Source organism: Campylobacter concisus ATCC 51562 (assembly GCF_000466745.1).
GTDB classification, from domain to species: Bacteria; Campylobacterota; Campylobacteria; order Campylobacterales; family Campylobacteraceae; genus Campylobacter_A; species Campylobacter_A concisus_B.
Genome location: NZ_ANNI01000003.1, coordinates 298,800 through 318,846, shown reverse-complemented (window position 1 = coordinate 318,846; position 20,047 = coordinate 298,800). Strand labels below are relative to the sequence as shown.

At 38.7% G+C, this 20,047-nt stretch carries 22 protein-coding genes; 15 read left to right on the top strand and 7 right to left on the bottom strand.

Features of this window, described 5'->3' with window-relative positions:
* Window positions 1-15 precede the first annotated feature (15 nt).
* Window positions 16-1,401: a DUF4139 domain-containing protein gene (locus ATCC51562_RS02935; protein ID WP_021090491.1), complete on the top strand. Its 1,386-nt coding sequence runs from the start codon at window positions 16-18 to the stop codon at window positions 1,399-1,401.
* 18 nt (window positions 1,402-1,419) lie between these two features.
* On the opposite strand, the gene ATCC51562_RS02930 is transcribed toward ATCC51562_RS02935, so the two are convergent.
* Genes ATCC51562_RS02930 through folD form a run of 3 tightly spaced genes read right to left on the bottom strand, consistent with a single transcriptional unit; the run spans window position 1,420 to window position 3,834 of the window.
* Window positions 1,420-2,079, bottom strand: a complete 660-nt coding sequence (locus tag ATCC51562_RS02930) for a site-2 protease family protein (RefSeq protein WP_021090922.1) — start codon at window positions 2,077-2,079, stop codon at window positions 1,420-1,422.
* Window positions 2,066-2,971 carry a signal peptidase I gene (gene lepB, locus ATCC51562_RS02925; RefSeq protein WP_021091012.1) on the bottom strand — a complete coding sequence of 302 codons (906 nt, stop codon included), beginning with the start codon at window positions 2,969-2,971 and terminating at the stop codon, window positions 2,066-2,068. Before lepB ends, ATCC51562_RS02930 begins: the two co-directional genes overlap by 14 nt.
* Before the next feature lie 2 nt (window positions 2,972-2,973).
* Complete coding sequence (folD, locus tag ATCC51562_RS02920) at window positions 2,974-3,834, bottom strand: bifunctional methylenetetrahydrofolate dehydrogenase/methenyltetrahydrofolate cyclohydrolase FolD (protein ID WP_021090792.1); 861 nt, start codon at window positions 3,832-3,834, stop codon at window positions 2,974-2,976.
* Between the two features lie 83 nt (window positions 3,835-3,917).
* On the opposite strand from folD, the gene ATCC51562_RS09970 reads away from it, so the two are divergent.
* The 9 genes from ATCC51562_RS09970 (at window position 3,918) to ATCC51562_RS02875 (ending at window position 11,228) form a co-directional block, all read left to right on the top strand.
* A complete protein-coding gene (locus ATCC51562_RS09970; RefSeq protein ID WP_035167222.1) occupies window positions 3,918-4,523 on the top strand; it encodes a c-type cytochrome in 606 nt (201 codons plus the stop codon).
* Window positions 4,520-5,803 (top strand): glutamate-1-semialdehyde 2,1-aminomutase, encoded by a 1,284-nt coding sequence (hemL, locus tag ATCC51562_RS02910; protein WP_021090598.1) that lies wholly within the window; start codon window positions 4,520-4,522, stop codon window positions 5,801-5,803. Before ATCC51562_RS09970 ends, hemL begins: the two co-directional genes overlap by 4 nt.
* Window positions 5,803-6,081 carry an AtpZ/AtpI family protein gene (locus ATCC51562_RS02905; RefSeq protein ID WP_021091044.1) on the top strand — a complete coding sequence of 93 codons (279 nt, stop codon included), beginning with the start codon at window positions 5,803-5,805 and terminating at the stop codon, window positions 6,079-6,081. The genes hemL and ATCC51562_RS02905 overlap by 1 nt, the downstream gene beginning before the upstream one ends.
* Window positions 6,032-6,589 (top strand): hypothetical protein, encoded by a 558-nt coding sequence (locus ATCC51562_RS02900; RefSeq protein ID WP_235044177.1) that lies wholly within the window; start codon window positions 6,032-6,034, stop codon window positions 6,587-6,589. The genes ATCC51562_RS02905 and ATCC51562_RS02900 overlap by 50 nt, the downstream gene beginning before the upstream one ends.
* On the top strand, window positions 6,579-7,823 hold the full coding sequence (locus ATCC51562_RS02895) for an MFS transporter (RefSeq protein WP_021090897.1): 1,245 nt from the start codon (window positions 6,579-6,581) through the stop codon (window positions 7,821-7,823). Before ATCC51562_RS02900 ends, ATCC51562_RS02895 begins: the two co-directional genes overlap by 11 nt.
* 21 nt (window positions 7,824-7,844) lie before the next feature.
* Entirely contained in the window at window positions 7,845-9,476 is a 1,632-nt protein-coding gene (locus tag ATCC51562_RS02890; protein WP_200862422.1) for a flagellar hook-length control protein FliK, read from the top strand.
* A complete protein-coding gene (locus ATCC51562_RS02885; protein ID WP_021090972.1) occupies window positions 9,476-9,736 on the top strand; it encodes a FlhB-like flagellar biosynthesis protein in 261 nt (86 codons plus the stop codon). Before ATCC51562_RS02890 ends, ATCC51562_RS02885 begins: the two co-directional genes overlap by 1 nt.
* Before the next feature lie 111 nt (window positions 9,737-9,847).
* A complete protein-coding gene (locus tag ATCC51562_RS02880) occupies window positions 9,848-10,417 on the top strand; it encodes a CheB methylesterase domain-containing protein (protein ID WP_021090732.1) in 570 nt (189 codons plus the stop codon).
* Window positions 10,404-11,228 carry a CheR family methyltransferase gene (locus ATCC51562_RS02875; protein WP_021090925.1) on the top strand — a complete coding sequence of 275 codons (825 nt, stop codon included), beginning with the start codon at window positions 10,404-10,406 and terminating at the stop codon, window positions 11,226-11,228. Before ATCC51562_RS02880 ends, ATCC51562_RS02875 begins: the two co-directional genes overlap by 14 nt.
* A gap of 48 nt (window positions 11,229-11,276) precedes the next feature.
* Here ATCC51562_RS02875 and ATCC51562_RS02870 read toward each other — a convergent pair whose 3' ends face one another.
* Genes ATCC51562_RS02870 through ATCC51562_RS02860 form a run of 3 tightly spaced genes read right to left on the bottom strand, consistent with a single transcriptional unit; the run spans window position 11,277 to window position 14,154 of the window.
* Window positions 11,277-12,473 (bottom strand): MFS transporter, encoded by a 1,197-nt coding sequence (locus ATCC51562_RS02870; protein WP_021091027.1) that lies wholly within the window; start codon window positions 12,471-12,473, stop codon window positions 11,277-11,279.
* 1 nt (window position 12,474) lies between these two features.
* Window positions 12,475-13,677 carry a copper resistance protein NlpE gene (locus ATCC51562_RS02865; RefSeq protein ID WP_021090521.1) on the bottom strand — a complete coding sequence of 401 codons (1,203 nt, stop codon included), beginning with the start codon at window positions 13,675-13,677 and terminating at the stop codon, window positions 12,475-12,477.
* A 48-nt stretch (window positions 13,678-13,725) separates the two neighbouring features.
* Window positions 13,726-14,154 carry a copper resistance protein NlpE gene (locus ATCC51562_RS02860; RefSeq protein ID WP_021090458.1) on the bottom strand — a complete coding sequence of 143 codons (429 nt, stop codon included), beginning with the start codon at window positions 14,152-14,154 and terminating at the stop codon, window positions 13,726-13,728.
* An 80-nt stretch (window positions 14,155-14,234) separates the two neighbouring features.
* Between ATCC51562_RS02860 and ATCC51562_RS02855 the strand changes: the two genes are divergently transcribed.
* Both ATCC51562_RS02855 and ATCC51562_RS02850 read left to right on the top strand, forming a co-directional pair.
* The gene (locus tag ATCC51562_RS02855; RefSeq protein ID WP_021090532.1) at window positions 14,235-15,149 is read left to right on the top strand and encodes an SPFH domain-containing protein; all 915 of its coding nucleotides are present in this window, start codon (window positions 14,235-14,237) and stop codon (window positions 15,147-15,149) included.
* Window positions 15,146-15,538: an NfeD family protein gene (locus ATCC51562_RS02850; RefSeq protein WP_021090625.1), complete on the top strand. Its 393-nt coding sequence runs from the start codon at window positions 15,146-15,148 to the stop codon at window positions 15,536-15,538. Before ATCC51562_RS02855 ends, ATCC51562_RS02850 begins: the two co-directional genes overlap by 4 nt.
* A 22-nt stretch (window positions 15,539-15,560) precedes the next feature.
* On the opposite strand, the gene ATCC51562_RS02845 is transcribed toward ATCC51562_RS02850, so the two are convergent.
* A complete protein-coding gene (locus ATCC51562_RS02845) occupies window positions 15,561-15,773 on the bottom strand; it encodes a hypothetical protein (RefSeq protein ID WP_021090749.1) in 213 nt (70 codons plus the stop codon).
* Window positions 15,774-15,905: 132 nt separating this feature from the next.
* Between ATCC51562_RS02845 and ATCC51562_RS02840 the strand changes: the two genes are divergently transcribed.
* The 3 genes from ATCC51562_RS02840 to recG are packed head-to-tail and all read left to right on the top strand — an operon-like array spanning window position 15,906 to window position 19,989.
* Window positions 15,906-16,952 (top strand): dehypoxanthine futalosine cyclase, encoded by a 1,047-nt coding sequence (locus ATCC51562_RS02840; protein WP_035167216.1) that lies wholly within the window; start codon window positions 15,906-15,908, stop codon window positions 16,950-16,952.
* Window positions 16,953-18,182, top strand: a complete 1,230-nt coding sequence (locus ATCC51562_RS02835) for a M16 family metallopeptidase (protein WP_021090482.1) — start codon at window positions 16,953-16,955, stop codon at window positions 18,180-18,182.
* A complete protein-coding gene (recG, locus tag ATCC51562_RS02830) occupies window positions 18,172-19,989 on the top strand; it encodes an ATP-dependent DNA helicase RecG (RefSeq protein ID WP_021090446.1) in 1,818 nt (605 codons plus the stop codon). The genes ATCC51562_RS02835 and recG overlap by 11 nt, the downstream gene beginning before the upstream one ends.
* Window positions 19,990-20,047: the final 58 nt, after the last annotated feature.

The window sequence follows — 20,047 nt, the reverse complement described above, 5'->3', positions numbered from 1 at the left end:
TTTAAAGGAGAAAATGTGAAAAAAGCGCTCTTTTTAGCGGCTTCTACGCTAGCCTTTGCAAATGAAAATCTAATAGAGATCTACACAGATCAAACCATCATCACTCAAAAATTTAGCGACGCAAATAGCTCTTTTAGCGCCTTTGTGCCAGAGGGTGTGCAGAGTGAGAACATCACTATAAATGGGGATTGTGACGCGAATGCTTATCTAAAAAAGATCAGCGAAGAAAATAGCCCAAGTTACATAAAATGGAAGCAAGAAGTTGCAAATTTAAACAATAAGCTTGAGGCGCTAAATGCAAGAGGTAGGTTTATAGAACAAGCTTTGGTAGAAGAAAACAAAAGTAACGATGTGACAAAAAGAGCTGAGGAGTTTTATAAATTTAGCCTAGAAAATATCGAGAAAATTTCAGCTGCTAAAAGTGAGCTTGAAGCGCTTAAAGAAAATGAGCCAAAGAGCGAGATGGCTGGATTTTTGCAGCTTGATATGAAATTTGCTTGCGACCCAAAAGAGGCGACGCTATCATACATGGATGATGAGGCCCCAAAGACGCTAAATGAAATTTATGCAGACACAAAAAACAAAAATATCTTGATAAAACAAGAAATTTTGCTCACTAATCCTTTTGCAAGTGAAGTTAAAAATTTAAAGCTCGCCATCTATCCGACCAGATATCAAAAGGCGCTTGCTCCAAGCAAGTTTTACCCTTGGTACGAGGAGAGTGAGGCGGAGGCTGATGGTTACGGCGCTTCAAAAAATATGCTAAAAGCCGCGAAAGTCACTGCTGAGGTCGCTGATATGCGTGTGCAAAGAGATGAGAATGAGTTTGCCAAAATTTGGAAGATAGATGGGATAAATTTAGCAAAAGGTGAGAGCAAATATATAACTTATGACACACAAAAAATGGATGCAAATTTTAGTGTTTTTGCTGATTTTTACGGCTCGCTAAAGGCATATAACGTAGCTAGTTTTAAGCTAAATGATGATCTAACTCCAGCTAAAACGCAGTTTTACGTTAATGGCGTGAGTGTTGGTAGTCCAAGTGAGTTTGAGATGAAAGCTAAAGATGAGCCATCTCAGCTCTTTTTAGGACAAAACGAGCTAATCGAACTTAAAAAAGAGCGCTTAAATAAATTTAAAAAGAGTTCGCTTCTTGGTAAGGAGCGCATAAGCGAAGAGGGCTATGAGATAAGTGTCAAAAATAACTCAAGTAAGAGCGTTGATGTCACTTTGGTGGAGCGCGTGCCAGTATCTGCTGATGAGGCGGTAAAGGTCGAGGTAAAGGGCTTTGACAAAAAAGATATCAGCAAAGATGGCAAGGTGGAACTTAAATTTAGCCTTGCACCAAAAGAGGAATTTAAAAAAGAGTACTCTTACAAGATCACAAAGCCAAAAATTTAGAGCAAATTTGCTCTAAATTTAGCCATTTATAAAGGCACTTGCGATATCTAAAACGTATCTTGTCGGATAAAAGATAGTATCTTTTAACGGCGAAACAAGGATGATAATAAGGATGACAAAGCCATATCTTGAGATGCCCTCAAGCTTTTCAGCCAGTGCGTGAAAGCCAAAATTTCTAAGTGCGTACTCGAGCGCGTGAAAGCCGTCAAGTGGCGGGATCGGATAGAGATTAAAGATGGCTAACATCAAATTTAAAAGCGCAAGCGTAAATAAAAACTGAAGTACAATTTCAAAGGTTTCTATATTTAGCAGAGCCTTTAACACAAAAAGCGACAAGATGCCTAAGATGACGTTGTAGCAAATGCCAGCTAGACTTACGTATATAGCTGCCTTGTAGCCGCCATTTCGCACGACTGTGTAGGTATTTACAGGCACTGGCTTTGCCCAGCCAAACATCATACCAGTGCTTAGGTAAAGTACCAGCGGTACGATGATGGTGCCAACTGGGTCAATATGTTTTATAGGGTTTATGCTAAGCCTGCCAAGGTTTTTTGCGGTGTTGTCGCCAAATTTATAAGCGACATAGCCATGAGCGATCTCGTGGCCGACGATGGCGATTATTAGAGAGATGACGATAGTGGCGATTTTAACTATGTCCATGTTATCAATGAAGCCCATCTACTTCGCCTTCTTTTAGAGCTTTGTTAGTGAAAAATTCGTCATTTTCTATCGTATCTACAAAGCGTCCGATACGCTCCCAGCGCACATTGTAGTTCTTGTCCCAGCTAAAATATATAAACCAAGGCTGACCGACTATGTCCTTGTAAGCCACACTTCCCCAAAAACGGCTATCGTTTGAGTGATCGCGGTTGTCACCTATCATGAAGTATTCATCTTTTGGTACTTTGACGTAAAATGCATTAAGGTTAAAATTTGGATTTTGCGGTAGTGAGCTAATTAGCACTGGCTTCATAAAAACACTATCTTTATTTGTATTTAGCATGAAAATCATCTGCTCAAATAAATTTACATTTTCGTCATAGTGGATGCCGCTAAATCTATATGGCTCTTTTATGAAAAGTTTGCCATCAAGCTCGGCTATATCGCTACATGAGTAGCCAAATTTACTCTCTTTGCCGTTTAAATTTTCACGGCAGTTTGCCTTTATAAAGTTATCTCCCTCTTTTGGACGCAAATATAAGGCTTTTTCGGTAAATACTATCTCATCTTCGCTTGTGGCAAAGCAGCGTTTTACAAAGTGGGTTTTTTCATCTTTTGGATAACGAAAGACGACTATATCGCCTCTTGCTGGGCCACCACCTGTAATAAGATGCCCATTGTCATTTAGCTCGGGTAAAATTTTTACCTCAAGCCATGGAATTCTTGGTGTTGGTATGCCATAAACAAATTTTTTTGCAAATAAAAAATCACCAACCAAAAGCGTGTTTTTCATCGAACCAGACGGGATAACAAAGGCTTGAGCTATGAAAAATATAACAAAAAGCACGATGATGACTGTGCCAGTCCAGCTCGAGCAAAAGTCATAAAATTTAGTAAAAATTTTTTTCATTATTACGCTCTTTTGTGGCTAGCTATCTTAGCTTGGGCTGCAAGGATTGTGTTATTTAAAAGCATCGCAATCGTCATCGGACCAACGCCGCCAGGGACAGGCGTGATGTATGAGCATTTTGGTGCAACCTCGTCAAAATCTACATCGCCCACAAGCCTGCCATCATCAAGTCTGTTTATGCCCACATCAACGACTACTGCGCCATCCTTTACCATGTCAGCCTTTAAGAAAAATGGCTTGCCAATGGCTGCGACGATGAGGTTGGCATTTTTGCAAATTTCTTTTAAATTTTTAGTTTTGCTGTGAGTCACGGTAACGGTTGCCGAGGCGTTTAAAAGCAAATTTGCCATAGGCTTGCCAACGATATTACTTCTGCCAATCACTACCGCGTTTAGTCCAGCCACATCAATGTCATACTCTTTTAAAATTTCCATCACACCAAGCGGTGTGCAAGGCACAAAGCCATCAAGTCCGCTAACAAGTTTGCCAACATTTACAGCATGAAAGCCATCTACATCTTTTTGTGGATCGATCGTTGCTAAAACGGTGTTTGTATCTATATGTTTTGGAAGTGGCAATTGTACTAAAATTCCATGGATGCTATCGTCTAAATTTAGCACATTTATAAGCGCTAGAAGCTCTGCTTGGGTTGTATTTTCGCTTAGACGGTGAGCTACACTTTTTATGCCGTATTCGTTGCAGGCTTTTTCTTTGGCTCTAACGTATGTTTGAGATGCTTTATCTTCGCCTACTAAGATGACAGCTAGGGTTGGCTCTATGCCAAATTTTTTTAGTTCTTCAGCTCTTACTTTTACGCTTTCTTTGACCTTTAAAGATACGGCTTTGCCGTCTAAAATTTTCATATTGGATCCTTATTTAAAAGCTTTTTTAATCACAAGGGTGGTATCATACCTAAAATTAAATTAAAAATTTTAAAGAGAGGTTTATGCGGTCTGTTTTTTTGTTTTTGCTTTTTTGTGTGGCGATTTTTGGTGCTGATTTTATCACAAAGACCGAATATGCCAAGATGCTCTACCTAAATCCACGTGGCATAGGATGCGATAAATGTCACGGCACAAAGGGCGAGGGCAGTCTAATCTCTAAATACAAACACTTTGATAAAAAGGCAAACAAAACGGTTGACGATGAGCTTAGAGCGCCAAAGATAAATGATATAGATTTTGAAAGCTTTAAAGCCGCTTTAACTAAGCCAAAAGGCGTCATGCCAAGCTACTTTTTGACAGACGAGGAGACAACTATTCTTTATGAGTACATTACAAATAAGATAAATACTCCTTCAAAAGCAGTAAAAGCACAAAATTTAAGCAAGCCTGTTACTGCTGATACGACGCAAAAACAGCCAGAGCAATCTGCCAAAGCCGCCCCTGCTACAAAACCAGCAGAGCCAGCTAAAACTACCACAGCTAAGCCAGCTGAGTCAGCAAAAACCGCTACTACGCAAGCATCAAAGCCAGTAGTGAAACCAGCTGCAAACCCAAAAGATAATCAAAAAATAAATTTAAAAACACAAAATCAAAAGGATAAAAAATGACAAATAAAGAGGCATTTAGCGAAGCCAAAAAATATATCCCAGGTGGAGTAAATTCACCAGTTCGCGCATTTGGAAGCGTTGGTGGTGAGCCTGTAATGATCGATCACGCAAAGGGAGCTTATCTATACGACATCGAGGGTAAAAAATACCTTGACTTCATCCAAAGCTGGGGACCGCTCATCTTTGGTCACTGCGACAAAGATATCGAAGAAGCGATCATCTCTGCTGTAAAACAAGGCGTATCTTACGGCGCGCCATCTCCAAAAGAGACAGCTCTTGCAAAGCTAATATGCGATGAGTTTAAACAAATAGATAAAATTCGCTTCGTTAGCTCTGGCACAGAGGCTACCATGAGCGCTATCAGAGTGGCTAGAGGATATTCTAAAAAAGATGGACTAATAAAATTTGAAGGCTGCTACCACGGACACAGCGACGCACTTCTTATCAAAGCAGGAAGTGGCGCAACGACATACGGCAACGCTTCAAGCAGCGGAGTGCCACAAGATGTTGTGAAAAATACTTATCTAGCAGTTTATAACGATATAGAAAGCGTAAAAGCCATCTTTGAAAACAATAAAGACAAAATTGGCGTCGTCATAATCGAGCCAATTGCAGGAAATATGGGGCTTGTGCCAGCTGATAAGAAATTTTTAGAGGAGCTTAGAGCGCTTTGCGATAAATTTGGCGCTGTGCTTATCCTTGATGAGGTTATGAGCGGTTTTAGAGCGTCACGCCTTGGCTCATATTCATTTCATGAGGTGGACGCTGATCTCATCACATTTGGCAAGGTTATAGGCGGAGGCATGAACGTCGCTGCATTTGGCGGCAAGGCTAAGATAATGGACTGCTTAAGTCCTGATGGCGCTGTCTATCAAGCAGGCACGCTAAGTGGCAACCCAGTAGCGATGAGTGCTGGTATAGCGGCGATTTCTAAGATAAATAACGACGTAAATTTATACGCCAGACTCGAAAAGCTTGCCCTAAAACTAATGGCTGGCTTTAAAGATGCTGCAAAGAGCGCTGGCATCACCATCCAAACTGATGTTCGTGGCTCGATGTTTGGCTACTTTTTTACAGATCATGCTGTGAAAAACTACGACGATGCGCTAAAGAGCGATACAAAGCTATTTGCTAAATTTCACCAAGCGATGCTTAAGCGTGGAATTTATCTTGCACCTAGTCAGTTTGAGACAGGATTTGTCTGCGATGCGATGAGTGAAGCGGATATCGATCTAGCGGTAAGCGCAGCTAAAGAGGCGTTTTTGGAGATAAAAGCTTAATGGCAAAATTTAAGATAAAAGATATCGTAGCAGGTGCTGAGCAGCTAAGTCTTGGCGTTTCAATCGTAGTTGCGATCTTGCTTGGCACTGGACTAGGGTATTTTGTAAAAAGGGCTACAAATTTTACGCCAGCTCTTTGGATAGGCTTTGCTATTGGCATCGCAGCTGCTATTTTAAATGTCTATAAAGCTTACAAAGCACAGATAAAAAGCTTAGATGAGCTAAAAGATGAAAGCAGATACAAAGGCTACACAAAAGACGATGATGAGGACGATTAGTAGGCTTTTGATTTGCTATTTTGTGCTTTGGTTAGCTCTTAGCGTGATTGGCAAATTTGTATCATTTTCATTTTTTATAAGCTCACAAATTTCATTTTTTGCTTCGCTTATCATCTTAACGGCTAGCTTTTTTGCATATAAAAACCGCATAAATTCTAGACTAGAAAATGCTAGAGATGAAATTTTAGCCAAGATAGAAGAAGAGGACGAAGAGGACGAAGAAATTTTGTCCCAAAATGAGGCAAAAGATTTTAGCCTAAAGGATGAGAAAGCAAGGCTAAAAAAGCAGAAATTTTCATTTAAAGATAAGAGTTTTGTAGCAGCCTTTATGCCTTACCGCTTGGTAGCTTATGCGATACTTTTTTTTGGATTTATTTTTTTAAAAAATGAAAATTTACTAAATGTGTCTGGCTTTTTAGTGGGGCTTGCTCCGATGCCTATTGGTGCATTTGTTTTTGGACTTATGGAGAATAAATTTAATACTGCAAAGGACACTGATGGCAAGTAGCTTTAGGATCATCCGCTCGATGGGACCGCTATTTTTGGGCATGAGTTTGCTTTTTATCGGAAATGGCCTAGTCATCGCATCTTGTAGCGCACTTCTTAAGCAAAATGGAGTGGGCGAGCTAGAGATTGGATTAATCAATACAGGCTTTTTTGTGGGTGCGTTAATTAGCACCATTACAGCTCACAGAGTCATCTCAACTACTGGCCACATCAGAGCATTTGCCATCTTTTCAGCCATTTTTGCAGTCTCAGCTATGCTTCATGCGGTAAATCAAAATTTAGTATTTTGGGCGATATTGCGTGCATTTTTGGGATATTGCTACTACGCGCTTTTGATGGTTATAGAAAGCTGGCTAAATGCGAAAATTCCAAACAAAATAAGATCTCGTGTGATAGCCTTTTATGAAGGCGTTTTTTACACGAGTTTTGGACTTGGCATTTTGATCTTGGCGCTTAATCTTAATACCTTTGAAATTTTCATCATAAGTGCAGCTTTTATCATGCTCTCAAGCATTCCATTAAATTTGATCCGTATAAATCAGCCTCAAATCCCAGAGCGTCAGCCCATAAATATCCCAAAAATTTTTGGTATCGTCCCGCTCGCTCTTGTTGGAGCGCTAATTGCGGGCTTAGCAATAAATGGCTTTTTTTCGATGGCAAGCCTTTTTGTCTTGCTTCAAGGATACGGCACAAAAGAGGCGTCATTTTTTATGACGGTTGCGATGATCGGAGGCTTTTTAGCTCAAGTTTTTATCGGTAGTTTCTCTGATAGATATGGCAGAAGGCCAGCTATTTTGCTTTGTAGCAGCGTGGCTTTAATAAGTGCGGTTTTGTTTTTGCTAAATGGCAAAAATTTAATGGTTGAATATATGCTTTCATTCTTTTTTGGGGCTGGAATTTTTTGCACATATGGACTTTCTTTAGCTAGAGCAAATGATGAGATCACAGATAAAACTAAAAGCGTACAAGTCGCACGTGCCTTGCTATTTAGCTACTCTTTGGCTTCGCTTTTCTCACCGCTTCTTATGAGCTATGCGATGAAAATTTTTGGAGCATTTGGCTTTATCTATGTTTATTTGGTGCTTTTTGCTGGGCTTATTTTATTTGCACTAACGCAAAAGACAATACCACAGCACATGAGAAAAGAGTATAACGATAGGCTCGTTGCAAGGACGGCTGGCATAGCTACTATTGAGCAAAATGGAAATTTTGCCGATAGAAAAAATAAAAAGTGAAAAATGGACATAGGAAATTCTTTGAATATATCAAATACTTCGGTTCAAACAGGGCAAAATGCTACTCAAAATGTGCCAGTTCGTAAAAATGAAGGCTCGCTTTTTAAAAATCAGCCAAGCGTACAAACGCCTAGTGAGCAAAGCGTTTCAGAGACACTTGATAATGTTGGAAAACTCGTTGCAAGAGTGCTTGATGATCTAAAAAGTGCTTCAAGTCTTAGCAAGGCTGAACAAATTTTATCTCAGGCAAAAGATACTAAAATCGCTCCAAATTTAGCCAGTGAGCTATCAGACCTTGCAAAAAGCTTAGAGGCTGAAGCAACCCAAAATGAAAGCCCTGAGATAAAGAGCCTTGCACTAAAACTAAAAGAATTTCTAAAACCAATAGCCGATCTAAAAGCCGGCTCGCTAAATGATCAGATCAAAAACTCAGGCGTAATGCTTGAAGCAAATTTAAAAGATGCACTTAGTCCAGAGAAGCTTCCAAGCTCGGTTCAGAAGCTACTAAGTGATATAAAAAATCTCTCAAGCGGGAATTTGCTAAATCAAATTTTAACCCTAAATGATGAAAAATTAGACAATCAAAACTCTTTTTCAAAGCTTGCTTCTATACTTGAAAAAGCGAGCAATGGCGCAAAAAACATTCTTGATAACTCAAACATAAAAACGCTTTTAAAAGATGTTGATAAGCTTGATAATGTGGTTAAATTTTTAGATAAAAATTTTTCAAAAGATCAAAATGGCGAGCTAGTAAAAAATCAAATAGGCAAAATGCAAAATTTCATCTCAAATTTAAGCGAGAAAGTCGCAAGCCTAGCAAATGAAAAACTAAATCAAAATTTTGGTTTTAGCCAAAATCACAAAGAGCTAAAAACTATCCTTGATAGCATAAAAAACGATCTAAAAACGCTAAATAATATAGGCGATGAAGCAGGGCTTGTAAAAGCGTTTAATGAGATGAGCGATATCTCAAAGGATGGTAGCTTGCAAGATAAGCTCCAAAGTGCGGCGAGACGTCTTGCTCATAGCCTAAGTCTTGCTGATGCTAAGGCAAGTTTGGCTAAAAATGAGCTAAGTGAGAGCAAGGAACTTTTGAAACAACTAAATCTCGCTACAAATGATATAAATAATATTACGACTAAAAATAGTGGCGAAATTTCAAAGGTGCTAAGCCAAGATATAAAAAGTACGCTTTTAAATATCAGTGAAAAGAGTCAAAACCCGCAAAGCGTAAATGCTGCAAATAAGATGATTTCGCAGATCGAGATGCATCAAATGATATCAAGCCTTCAAGGCGGGATCCAAACTTATATGCCTTATATTTGGGACGGCGTCGAGGGTGGAAATATCGCATTTAAGCAAGGCAAAAAGGATAAATTTTACGCTCAGATCGATCTGAATTTTAAGAAATTTGGACAGATAAATGTGATGGTTGGACTTATTGATAAAAGGTATATTGATCTTTCGGTAGCTACGCAAACAAATGAGTTTAAGGAGCTAATCCTCTCAAACTCTAGCGAATTAAAACAAGCAATATCAAAGCTTGGGCTTATAGTTTCAAACTTTAATATCAAAACTTTGTCAAAAGTGAAGCTAAATGATAGATTTAAAAAATTTGGTGGCCTTGATGTGGGCTTTGATAAGAAAATTTAATGCAAGTAAATAAGAAAAAAGCAGTAGCTCTTGGCTACAACAGATCTAAAGACAATGCTCCAAGAGTGCTGGCTAGTGGTGCTGGTGAGATAGCAAATAGAATAATTGATCTAGCAAAAGAGCATGATATACCGATCAAAGAGGATCCTGATCTTATTGAAATTTTAAGCAAGGTTGAAGTTGATCAAGAAATTCCACCAAATTTATATAAAGCTGTTGCTGAAATTTTTAGCTTTTTATATAAGATCACAAAGAAATAATCTATAAATTTGCTTAAAAATTAGCAAGGCATATAAAGAGTGGCAGGGATATTGACGATATACAAAAAGTGGCGTAAGCTAAATATTAAATTAAAATTTTAAAGGCTATTTGTGGCACAAAAATTAATATTAATAGGGGCATCTACTGGCGGGCCTGGGCATTTAAAAAAGTTACTAAAAAACGTAAAACTAAATGGAGCTATCATCGTGATAGCCCAGCACATGAATAAAATGTTTATAAACTCTTTCGCTATGCAAATCGGAAAAGAGTGTGGCTTAGATGTTGAAATTTTAAATGAGAGGAAAATTTTAAAAGAAAATACCGTATATGTCTGTGAACAAAATGTAGTGGTATCACCAAATTTACCAATCAGTGCAAAGCCAAATACAGAAGAAAAGACTATATATACGCCAAATGTTGATGTGTTGTTTAAATCTGGAGTAGGAATTTGCAAAAGCGCAAATGTCCTAGCTATCTTGCTAACTGGCATCGGAGACGATGGTGCATCTGGGCTTGATAAGCTTTATAAGGCTGGAGCAAAATGTATAGCTGAAAATGAAGAGAGCGCGATAGTTTATGGTATGCCAAAACGTGCAAAAGAGCTAAATCAAAGCTTAAAATCATTAAATCTAACTATGATAAAAAAAGAGCTGGAGGATTTTTTAAATGCTATTAACTAATGACGCAAAAGATACAAAAACAATGCAAACAAATACTTCACAAGATATGGATAGTTTTAATGAATTTATGAACGTTATCAAAACTCTTTGCGGAGTTGATCTTGAGCCAAAAAGAGATATTACATTGCAACGAATTACCATTTTTATTAGAGATCGCCAGATAAAAAGCTTTAAAGATCTTGTTTCGATGATAAGATATAACTCAAGCTTGCGACAAGACATTTTAAATCTAGTAACTGTAAATGAGACTTATTTTTATAGAGAGTTACCTCAACTTAAAGATGTGATCTATTACGCAAAGGAGCTTGGAGGAGCTAGAATTTTATGTGCTCCTTGCTCTACTGGAGATGAGTCATATTCGCTTGCAATGCTTGCTTATGAGATGGGATTTAAACAGCATGAAATTTCAATCGTAGGTATAGACATAAACTCAGAAGCCATAGCAAGCTGTCAAAATGGTATTTTTAGTGAGAGGAGCTTACATAGATTAAGCGATTTTCAAAAAGAGAGATTTTTTACAAAAGTCGATGATAAATTTAAGATAAAAAAAGAAATTTTACCAAGGTGTGAGTTTAAAATTTTAAATGTTTTTGATGATGCTATTTTTAATCTAGGAAAATTTGATATCGTGCTTTCAAGAAATATGATGATCTATTTTGATGATGATTTTAGATTAAAATGTGTTGAGAGGCTTCATAAATTGCTTAAGCCAGATGGTAGGCTTTACGCTGGGCACGCTGATCTTGTGCCTTACACTCCAGCTTATGAAAAGCGCTTTTCAAATGGAACTACATACTATCTAAAAAAATAAAAATTTGCCAAGTCGCCTTTTAACTTAGGCGACTTAATTTAAAATCAATCACCTTATTTTGTAGCTTTTTAATACGATGTGATAGTAAAAAGCCCCTATAAAAAAGAGGCTTCCCATAAAACTTGCAATCATCTCAACGCTAAGTCCAATATCATAAAGCAGACCAATGATAAATGAAATGAGAGCGCTAAAGCCAAGAAAAACCATATCGTTATATGCAATCACTCGGCCATAAAATTCTTTTTTGCAGTTTTGCTGAAGCATTGTATAAGTGTAGCTCCAAAGACTTGATGTGCAAAATCCAGCAAAGATAATGCCAATAAGCGATAGATAAAAATTCCAAAGCGATAAAGCCCAAATAATAATACCAAGGCCTTGACCGATATATACGAAAATAAGCGTATTTTTATTTATAAATTTACTAAGTATGGCTGGAGCAAACATAAGCGAAATGGATCTTGAAGTATTTAATAATCCTATAACTAGCGATGTTGAGAGTAAATTTGCGTATTTGTAATCAGCCAAAAGTGCGATCAATGCATCATAAGCGGTAATGCCAACAAAGGCGTGCAAAAATATAAGATGCACGATAAGCCTGTTTTCTTTTAAATACACAAGGCCATTTTTTAGCATTTTTAGTGGTTTTTCTATAAATTCTGGCTTTAGACCTTGTAAATTTAAAAAATATAAAAATCCAAAGCTAAAAATGTATAGTATGCCATCAAGCAAAAATGCGCTTTTAATACCAAAAAAGTGTATATAAACTCCAGCTAGCCCCATACCAGCGGTGTATGAGACTGCCCAGATGATAGAGTGGATCTCGTTTGCGAGTTTGAGATTTTCTTTGCTTAAAATTTTTGGCAGCACGCTCATCTCTACTTGAAAATACATTCCGCCAGTGCCATTTCTAACAAAAATGATGAGTAAAAGTAGCCATAAAAAATCAAGTGAGTCTATAAAAAGAAGCATAAAAACGCTTATCGTCTCAACTGCCATCATGATGACAAGCATCGGTTTTGGGCTAAATTTATCAACTAAAATTCCACTAAAAGGAGCTATGACAACACCTGGGATAAATGCCATCGCTGCACTTAGCGTAATCGCCCAAACAGGAGCGTCAAGCTTAATAAGAAGGGTAAAAATACCTGTGTGCGAAAACCATACGCCAAAATAGCATATAAGCTGAATGATACTTAAGAGGCGAAAATTTTTCTCTTCTTTTAAAAGTTTAAGATATTCTTTCAACTTATTGATTCCACATTAGCGTTATTTGCTCTATCTTTGTTTCATCTGGTATATCGTTTAGGCTTGTTATCTCTTTGGCAAGTGTATTTTTTAGTGTGATTAGCATATCGTGGCTATCTATTTTTAGATAGATATTGTTTTTATCGCTACTAAATTTAGAGATAACGAGAGAATTTTTTATATCTTTGAAATTTGATTTAAGGCTGATATTTTCTGGAGTTTTAAACTCGTTTGAATAAATTTCAATGCTTGTGATGATGCCATTTAGCAAGGTGTATTCAAAAATTCTTTCATTTTTGTTTGTTACGATGTGGCTGTTTTCTTTTTTTGTGTTATCCCGTTTTATGTTTTTTGAGCCGTAAATTTTTATCACATCTCTATTTGCTGATTCGTTTGTCAGCTCTGCAAAAAAGCCTTTACCAAAGAGATTTTTTTGATCTTTATCTTTTTTATATCGCCCGCTTATGTGAGCATTTTTACAAATTTTGTCATTTGCTACTAGAAAAATTGCATTATTTATTCTGTGTATGCTTAGGGCAATACCTTTTTCATCTAAAAGGTAAAAAATTCCTTTGTCGTAAAGTAGCTCAGAGCTAAACTCGCAAAGTGGCGAGCCATTTTTTAATGATGAATAAAAACTTATTTTCGCACCATTTTTGCTTGGCACGATTACGATATCTAAAAAGTTATCTTTGTTTTTAAATTTATAAAATTTAGCAAAAAAACTATCTTTGTAAGATTTATTTACCGGTTCAAAATTATAAATTTGAGCTAGTACGCCAACTCGCTTATTTTTCTTATCATCAAGTTGAAGAAGGGAATTTTTATTTGGTGCAAAGTAGCTAAGATTGCCATTTTCATCTTTTAAAATGATAGCACTATCATCAACATCAAATGTGCCATTTTTTTCAACCAAGCTTACTTCTTTATCCATAGTAAGCATTGTCTTTGTGTGGGTTTTATCTTTATTTAGCGTAATGATAGTTTTTATGCCTTCGCAGTTTGGGCAAGGCAAAATAGTGTGAAAACTACTATAAATTGAGTTTGGAAGTATTAGCTTTTCTGGCTTTTTGGGTGTATTTGCCTGAACTAGTGGCTTGTCTTCTTTTACTGTATTTTGTGTGCTTTGTTTTGGCTCTAAATTTTCATTTTTTGCGCAGCCAAGGATGAAAAATGAGATAAGTATGGCAAAAAGATATTTCATTTGCAACTCCTTAAAAATTGCAAAATTATATCATTTTGCCTTTAAAATTTATTTTACGCGTTTAAAGATGTATTTATCTTTTAACTCGCCAGTGACCTCTTTTTGATCCATATCTAGCATTTTTAGGTTCTCGCCTTCTATTTTATAAAAGCTTTTTTCTTTATACTCATCAATCGTTGTTATCACACCATTTTTGATTGAGTATTTGCCTTTGCTAACGGCTTTGTAGTTGTCTTTTGACTTGTAGTCCATCACGCTTTCAAATGTGCCATCTTTTTTTAATGTTAAGCGTGAATCAACACCCATGCAACTAGCGCAAGGTAAAAATGCTTTATAAGTGCCTTCGATGCTGCTAATTGGAGCTTCGCAGCTGCTTTTTACTTCACATTTGCCTTGTGGGACGTTTGCATTTTGGCTAGATGGGGCACAACCTGCTAAAAGTAGGGCCGCACTTAGTGCAAATATAAAATTTTTCATGCTAATCCTTTTTGAAAATAAAATTTAAAATGTATTATAATACTTAAGAAAATAACAAATTATAAATTAAAGGAGTAAAAATGCAAATCGAAGCATTTGGCGTTTTAGTCGTAGTTCTGGTTATCTTTGCGTTCTTGTTTTTAAAGGCTGGCATCAAGATCGTCTCACAAGCTGATAATCTACTCATCGAGCGACTTGGCAAATTTAACAAAGTGCTTGATGGCGGATTTCACATAATCATCCCATTTGTCGATCAAATAAGAGCGATAATCACCGTAAAAGAGCAGCTTGTAGATATTACAAAACAGCAAGTCATCACAAAAGATAACGTTAATATAAGCGTCGATGGTATCGTTTTTTTAAAGGTATTTGACGCAAAAATGGCAGTTTATAACGTAGATAACTACAAGCGTGCCATTGCAAATTTAGCCATGACAACGCTTCGTGGTGAGATAGGCGCGATGAATCTTGACGATACACTAAGCTCACGTGATCGCCTAAATGCCGCACTTCAAGTGGCTCTTGGCGACGCTGCTGGCAACTGGGGCGTAAAGATCATGCGTGTAGAAATTTCTGAAATTTCTGTCCCACTTGGCATCGAAGAGGCGATGAATATGCAGATGAAAGCTGAGCGTGAAAAACGTGCGATCGAGCTAAAAGCCTTGGCTGAAAAAGAGGCACTAATACGCAACGCCGAAGCACTAAAACAAGAAAAAGTACTTCAAGCAGAGGCTATAGAGCGTATGGCTGATGCGAAAAAATACGAGCAAATCGCCATAGCAACGGCTCAAAAAGAGGCTATGGATATGATAAATGACAGCATGAGCAAAAACGCAAATGCAGCAGAATTTTTGCTCGCGCGCGATAGAGTTGGGGCATTTAGCGAGCTAGCTAAAAATAGCTCAAAAGATAAAATTTTAGTCCCTTATGAGGCGACTGAGCTTATTGGCTCCCTTAGTGTTTTGAAAAATTTCCTAGCTAAGGATAAGACGTGATCAGCCCTTTTATAATGATAGCAATTGGTGTGGTTTTGTGCATCACCGAGTTTATCTTTTTCTCGTTTTATTTGCTATTTTTTGGCATAGCTTTTATCGTAGTTGGAGCTATAAATTTTGGTTTTAGTTTTGCTTGGAGCTATCAAATTTTAATTACAGCAGCGATTGCGATTGTACTTCTTGTGCTTTTAAAAGCGCCGTTAAAGAGTAAATTTATGTCCAGAAAAGAGAGCTTTAACGAGGAATTTTTAGACGAAGCCGGAGTTGGCGAGATCAGAGAAAATATGGTCTATTTCAAAGGTACACTTTGGAAATATGACGGAAATTTAGCTAACGGAGAGAAGGTTACGGTTCTTGGCACCAAAGGTGACAAGGTAATATTAAAATAAAAGTGCCTTTTTGGCACTTTTACTATTTTGCGTGAGCTGGGCAGCCTGCTGGCATTTGTTCGTGCATAGCACCTTGCATGCCGTGATGAGGGCAACTTGGCATATTTTCTTGCATCATTTTTTGATGATGAGCACATCCACAACTTGCTCCTTGCGGCTCAGCTGGCTTTGGCTCATTTTTAGCACAACCAACTAAAAATAGTCCGCAAATAACGGCAAATACTATCTTTTTCATAACTCGCTCCTTTAAAGAATTTCTCACATTTTAGCCTTTAAAAATTAATTTTTCATAACGCCTGATTTATCATATTTAAAAGCATTTTTGGCTAAACTCTCGCCCAAAAATAAGCAAAATAAAAGGTTAAATTTGAAAAGACTTAGTGTAAATGAAGCCATCGATCTTATAGAAAATGCACCGCTTCACGAGCTTGGCAAGATGGCGCTAGCTAGAAAAAAAGAGCTTCATCCAGATAATATAACGACCTTCATCGTAGATCGCAATATTAACTATACAAACGTCTGCTGGGTGGATTGTAAATTTTGCGCATTTTATCGCCACGCAAAAGAAGAAGACGCTTACGTGCTAAGTTTTGTGGAGATCGGCAAGAAGATCGAGGAGCTTATCGCCATTGGCGGCACGCAAATTTTATTTCAAGGTGGCGTTCATCCAAAGCTAAAGATCGAGTGGTACGAGGAGCTTGTCAGCTACATCAGCAAGCACTATCCAAGCATCACGATACATGGCTTCTCAGCCGTTGAGATCGACTATATCGCAAGAGTTTCAAAAATTTCTACAAAAGAGGTCTTAAGACGCCTAAACGAAAAGGGCTTATACTCGATGCCAGGGGCTGGAGCGGAGATTTTAAGCGATAGAGTGCGTGACATCATCGCCCCTAAAAAGTGCGACACCGCAGACTGGCTTCGCATACACAAAGAGGCGCACGAGCTTGGCATAAAAACGACTGCGACAATGATGTTTGGCACGGTTGAGAGCACTCGTGAGATCGTGGAGCACTGGGAGCACATCAGAAATTTACAAGATGAAACGGCTGGGTTTAGGGCATTTATACTTTGGAGTTTTCAAGGGCTAAACACAAAGCTCATGCAAGAATTCCCTGAGATCAAAAAGCAAAGCTCAAACGTCTATCTAAGGCTTCTTGCGGTTTCAAGGCTCTTTTTGGATAACTTTAAAAATATCCAAAGCAGCTGGGTCACGCAGGGCAGCTACGTAGGCCAGCTAGCGCTTCTTTTTGGCGCAAACGACCTTGGTAGCACGATGATGGAAGAAAACGTCGTAAAGGCGGCAGGTGCAAGCTTTAGGATGAATCAAGAGCAGATGATCGAGCTTATAAAAGATGTCGGAGAAATTCCAGCTAAGCGTAACACAAACTATGATATTTTGGAGAAATTTTAGATGAAAATTTTAGATATCAATGTAAAAAACGTAAAAATTCCAGTCGTTTTTGAAAGCTCAAAAGCGATGCCAGTAGTGAGCCTTAGACTTGTTTTCAAAGCAGCTGGTAGCTCACAAAATGGCAAGCTAGCGGGCCTTGCAAGGCTAAGTGCAAATTTACTAAACGAAGGCGATATAAAGCTAGGCTCGGCTAAATTTGCCAAAGAGCTTGAAGTAAGAGCGATCAGTCTAAATGCAAGCTGTGGCTTTGAGACATTTTGCATCGATCTAAACTGCTTAAAAGAGCACTTTACCTTTGCGTGTGGCAAGCTAAAAGAGCTTATAAGCGCTCCAAATTTAACAAAAGAAATTCTAAATAGGTGCAAAACCGTCACACTTGGCGAGATCGCAGCAAATGAAAACGACTTTGACTACGTGGCAAGGCAGGGGCTTTTTGAGCTTTTGTACCCAAAAAGTGTGCTTGCTCAGCCAAGCATCGGCACAAAAAAGAGCATAAAAGCGATCACGCTTGAAGATGTAAGCAAATTTTTAAACGAGCATTTAGACCTTTCAAATCTGCTTTGCGTGCTAGGTGGCGACATAGACGAAAAGCAGACAAAAGAGCTTGCTAGCGTTTTAGAAATTTTAAAACCTGGCAAGGTGCGAAAACTAGAGCGCTTTAGCCCAAGTGACAAGTGCGAAAGTAGCGAGATCATCAGACAAAGCGAGCAGGCCTACATCTACTTTGGTGCGCCATTTAACGTAAAACCTGAAGAAAAATACAAGGCCGCAGTGGCGACATTTATCTTGGGCGAAGGTGGCTTTGGCTCGAGGCTCATGGAGGAGATCCGCGTGAAAAGAGGGCTTGCATACAGCGCCTACGCTAGAAATTTGCTAAATCTCTCTTACAGCCAGCTTTACGGCTACATGCAGACAAAAAATGAGAAAAAAGATGAGGCGATCGCCGTTATAAAAGAGGAAATTTTAAAATTTAGTAAAAAAGGCGTTAGCAAGGCTGAGCTTGAGCAGGCGAAGAAATTTTTACTTGGCTCGTTGCCACTTAGACTTGAGACGCTATTTAAGCGCCTTGACATAGCACAAGGTGAGTTTTATGAGCATGGCGAGCTTGGGGCATTTTTAAAGGATCTGGATAAAATTTCAGCCCTTTCGCTAAGCGAGCTAAATAGCTTCATAAAAGCCCACGCAGAGATCAATCAGCTAAGTTTTTGCGTCCTAAAAAATGAAATTTGAAGCAAGCGACAGAGCAAAACTTCTAAAAATAGGCGTGCTTAGCCTGCTTGACCTTGCTCTTGTGCTACCAAAGGGCTTTGAGGATACGACGATCGCCAAGAGCCCAAGAGAGGGGCAGGTCTGCATAAATGTAAAGATCACATCGCTCGCCTCGCGCCCTGGCATGCTTACAGCACTTGCCTTTTGCGAGCAGTGGCAAAGTAGCGTAAAGATCGTCATTTTTAACGCAAAGTCTTGGCACTACGGCGCTTTTAAGACGGGTAAAGAGATGGCGATATATGGGCTTTGCTCCTACGCCTTTGGCTCGTGGCAGATCGTTAATCCTAAAATAACCACAAAAATAGGCCAGATCGTGCCTAAATTTAAGACCGAGCTAAAAGACGAAGAGCTAAAAAAACTCATCTTAAAATATCTAAATTTACAAAATTTAATGGCCGAAGGTTTAAACGAAAAAGAGGCTAAATTTTTAGCTGATCTGCAAAGGCTAGATGAGCAAAGCGTGCAAATTTTATACCGCCTAAAAAACGAGGGCGAGGGCTTAGAAATTTTAAAATTTGTAGAAATTTTTAACTACATAAAAAAGCTAAGTGCCAAAAAAACCTACTTTAAAAGTCCAAAGATCAAGCTTTTTGACATAAGCTCTTGGCTTAAGGGCTTGCCATTTACGCCGACAAACGACCAGATAAACGCCATAAATGACATCAGAGACGACCTTAGCGCCGTGCAGGCAAAAAGGCGCGTCATAATGGGCGATGTGGGAAGCGGCAAGACGCTAGTGATCCTAGCAGCTGCGCTTAGTGTCTATCCGCAAAGTGCCGTTTTGATGGCGCCAACAAGCATCTTAAGCGAGCAAATTTATAATGAAGCAAAGAGGCTGCTGCCGCCTTTTATGAATGTGATGCTGGTGCGAAGCGGGGAGAAAAAGATAGACTTTAGCGGGGTAAATTTGATCGTTGGCACGCATGCGCTACTCTTTCACGAGCTGCCAAACTCGCCGCTTGTCATGGTCGATGAGCAGCACCGCTTTGGCTCAAACCAGCGCAAAAAGATAGAGGAGCTGGCTTCAAGTGAGGATGAGCGAGCAAATTTCGTGCAGTTTTCAGCTACGCCTATACCAAGAACGCTAAGTTTAATCCAGTCTGAGATCGTAAATTTTAGCTTTTTAAAGCAGATGCCATTTAAGAAAAATATAACGAGCCAAATTTTAGGCGCTAGCGAGTTTGGCTTTTTACTAACTCACATCAAAAAGCAGCTTGCGGGCGGCTTTCAAGTGGCTATCATCTATCCGCTAGTTGAGAGCAGCGAGAGCTCAAATTACCAAAGTCTAAGCGAGGCGCAGGGCTTTTGGTTAAAAAATTTCAAAAATGTCTTCGTCACGCACGGCAAGGATAAAGAGAAAGAGGAAATTTTAAGGCGATTTAGAGAAGAGGGCGAAATTTTGCTCTCAACCACCGTTGTTGAGGTCGGAATTTCGCTGCCAAGGCTAAATACCATCGTCATAGTGGGCGCTGAGCGATTAGGGCTTGCCACGCTTCATCAGCTGCGCGGCAGAGTGGGGCGAAACGGCGGCGATGGATACTGCTTTTTATTTACCAAGCTAAAAGAGACGCCAGCAAGACTAAAAGAATTTTGTGCGACAAATGACGGCTTTAAGGTGGCGGAGCTTGATCTGAAAAACCGCCAAAGCGGTGATATATTAAATGGCTTTTTTCAGCACGGGGCGACCTTTAACTTCTACGACTACGAGGATGATATCACGCAGGCCGCAAAGGCTAGAGTGGCGACACTTGCTAAAAATAATGCCTAGTTGCTTTTGGCTTAATCTAAATTTTTGATTTTGTTGGCTTTAAAATTTAGCGGAGTAA

Excerpts from the sequence above, each read along its gene's own strand:
- ATCC51562_RS02930 (WP_021090922.1), bottom strand. The coding sequence starts at position 2,079 with ATGGGCTTCATTGATAACATGGACATAGTTAAAATCGCCACTATCGTC.
- lepB (WP_021091012.1), bottom strand. The coding sequence starts at position 2,971 with ATGAAAAAAATTTTTACTAAATTTTATGACTTTTGCTCGAGCTGGACT.
- folD (WP_021090792.1), bottom strand. The coding sequence starts at position 3,834 with ATGAAAATTTTAGACGGCAAAGCCGTATCTTTAAAGGTCAAAGAAAGC.
- ATCC51562_RS09970 (WP_035167222.1), top strand. The coding sequence starts at position 3,918 with ATGCGGTCTGTTTTTTTGTTTTTGCTTTTTTGTGTGGCGATTTTTGGT.
- hemL (WP_021090598.1), top strand. The coding sequence starts at position 4,520 with ATGACAAATAAAGAGGCATTTAGCGAAGCCAAAAAATATATCCCAGGT.
- ATCC51562_RS02905 (WP_021091044.1), top strand. The coding sequence starts at position 5,803 with ATGGCAAAATTTAAGATAAAAGATATCGTAGCAGGTGCTGAGCAGCTA.
- ATCC51562_RS02900 (WP_235044177.1), top strand. The coding sequence starts at position 6,032 with ATGAAAGCAGATACAAAGGCTACACAAAAGACGATGATGAGGACGATT.
- ATCC51562_RS02895 (WP_021090897.1), top strand. The coding sequence starts at position 6,579 with ATGGCAAGTAGCTTTAGGATCATCCGCTCGATGGGACCGCTATTTTTG.
- ATCC51562_RS02885 (WP_021090972.1), top strand. The coding sequence starts at position 9,476 with ATGCAAGTAAATAAGAAAAAAGCAGTAGCTCTTGGCTACAACAGATCT.
- ATCC51562_RS02875 (WP_021090925.1), top strand. The coding sequence starts at position 10,404 with ATGCTATTAACTAATGACGCAAAAGATACAAAAACAATGCAAACAAAT.
- ATCC51562_RS02865 (WP_021090521.1), bottom strand. The coding sequence starts at position 13,677 with ATGAAATATCTTTTTGCCATACTTATCTCATTTTTCATCCTTGGCTGC.
- ATCC51562_RS02860 (WP_021090458.1), bottom strand. The coding sequence starts at position 14,154 with ATGAAAAATTTTATATTTGCACTAAGTGCGGCCCTACTTTTAGCAGGT.
- ATCC51562_RS02855 (WP_021090532.1), top strand. The coding sequence starts at position 14,235 with ATGCAAATCGAAGCATTTGGCGTTTTAGTCGTAGTTCTGGTTATCTTT.
- ATCC51562_RS02845 (WP_021090749.1), bottom strand. The coding sequence starts at position 15,773 with ATGAAAAAGATAGTATTTGCCGTTATTTGCGGACTATTTTTAGTTGGT.
- ATCC51562_RS02835 (WP_021090482.1), top strand. The coding sequence starts at position 16,953 with ATGAAAATTTTAGATATCAATGTAAAAAACGTAAAAATTCCAGTCGTT.
- recG (WP_021090446.1), top strand. The coding sequence starts at position 18,172 with ATGAAATTTGAAGCAAGCGACAGAGCAAAACTTCTAAAAATAGGCGTG.